General features: G+C 52.6%; 1 protein-coding gene. It reads left to right on the top strand.

The window, feature by feature from the left end:
• Window positions 1-1,345, top strand: a 1,345-nt coding sequence (locus tag AC1DUA_RS35160) for a type 2 periplasmic-binding domain-containing protein (RefSeq protein WP_477504149.1), incomplete at its 5' end; no start/stop codon positions are given.
• Window positions 1,346-2,047 lie beyond the last annotated feature (702 nt).

The raw sequence follows: 2,047 nt of genomic DNA, 5'->3' as shown, positions 1-2,047 counted from the left end.
GCCTATCCCCGAGTTTGTTCAGGAGATCGAAAAACTGACGAATACGAAGCTGGAATTGAATTGGGTTCCGGATGGCATATACACCGATAAAATGAACACAGCCCTCACCACGAACTCGCTGAAAAAAGCGACCTATGTGAAATATACGGATTACATGTTGATGAAAAATTCGATCCGTTCCGGCGCTTTTTGGGATATCGGACCCTATCTGGAGGCTTATCCGAATCTAAAGCAGCTGAACAAGGAGATTTTGGGACAGGCGGCTGTCGATGGCAAAATCTATGGCTTGTATACCGAGCGGCCGTCATCCCGGCAAGGAATTATTATTCGCGAGGACTGGCTGAACAACGTCAAACTCGCTAAGCCGACGACGGTGGATGAGCTTTATCAAGTGTTAAAAGCTTTCACGTATGGCGATCCTGATCGCGACGGCAAGGATGATACCATCGGGCTGACGGACCGCAATGACCTGGTATTCGGCGCCTTCAAAACGCTCAGCTCCTACTTCGGTACACCGAATAACTGGGGCGTTGCGGATGGGAAGCTAGTGCCGGAGTTCGAAACACAGGCCTATGTGGATACGATGGACTTCATGCGAAAGTTGTATGACGAAAAACTCATTAACTCGGATTTTGCGGTCACCAGTAAAGAAGTACAGCGTGATAAGCTGATTCGTGGCATCGCGGGCGTCTATATTGGCAGCATGCAGGATGTGCAGCGGCTTTCGGACGAGGTGCAGCTTGTGAATCCTTCGGCCAAATTCACTCTCGTGAATCATATCGAAGGTAACAAGGGGTTCCGAATCTGGTCGATTCCGAATTACAGCGCGCTGTATCTTTTTTCGAAAAAAGCGATTCGCACGGAGGCGGAATTGAAGCAGGTGCTGCAATTTTTTGACCGGTCGATGGATAAAGATGTCGCCAACCTGATGAAATATGGATTGGAGGGGCGTCATTACACCACCATTGGGGACAAAGTCCAGCTGCTGGAGGAGACGTCCAAGCTTCGCGTGAACGAAGTGAATGCGCTGTATGCGCTCATGATCGCGGACTTGAACAACCCGCAGGTGAAGCAGGTCGCTGAGAGCGAGTCCCTGTCACAGATGGCGGATAAGCTCAGCTTGGATAATGAGAAGTATGTCGTCAAGGACCCGACACTAGGGTTGGAGTCGAAAACCTACGACGAGCGTGGCGTGGAGCTGTACAAAATCGTCTCCGATGCGACGTACAATTATATGCTTGGGAAACTCGACAAAGCTGCCTTTGCGCAGGAGATTGAGCGCTGGAAGCGGGGCGGTGGCGGCCAGATTATTGGGGAATATAATGAGGCCTATTCGAAGAAGTGAGTTAGAGGCCGAGAGGGATCTGCGGGGAGGGGGAGCAAGCCGAAAGGGCGCTCTCGCAGTCGGCAGAGCCACTAGGCTCGGCTGAGAGAGCCGGAAAGGCTGTCTCGAGCTGGGAGTCTGGCGTAAATTCGCCAGACCCGCAGCGAGGAAGCCGAAAAGGCGGTCTCGCAGTCGGGAGAGCCCCTAGACTCGGCTGAGAGAGCCAGAAAGGCTGTCTCGAGCTGGGAGTCTGGCGTAAATCCGCCAGACCCGCAGCGAGCAAGCCGAAAAGGCGCTCTCGCAGTCAGCGGAGCCACTAGGCTCGGCTGAGAGAGCCGGAAAGGCTGTCTTGAGCTGGGAGGCTGAGGTCGTCCCACCAAAGTTCTAGCTACTGTAACTCTGTTTTTCAACGCTAAAGTATGGGGAACGGGCCCTCGGTAGAAGTTAACGCTGTTAAACAAGCTTAACGTCGACGTGAGGGCCACGCTCACGATCAAAGGCCTGCTGTAACGCTGTTTTTCAACGCTAAAGTATGGGGAACAGGCCGCCGGTAGAAGTTAACGTTGTTAAACAAGCTTAACGTCGACGTGAGCCCCGCTCACGATCAAAGCCCTGCTGTAACGCTGTTTTTCAACGTTAAAGTATGGGGAACGGACCCCTAGTAGAAGTTAACGTTGTTAAACAAGCTTAACGTCGACGTGAGCCCCGCTCACGATCAAAGCC

The sequence above is a fragment of the Paenibacillus sp. 01T422 genome (assembly GCF_056398785.1).
The sequence above is the reverse complement of the archived record's forward strand: the minus strand, read 5'-3'. Positions and strand labels throughout refer to the sequence as shown.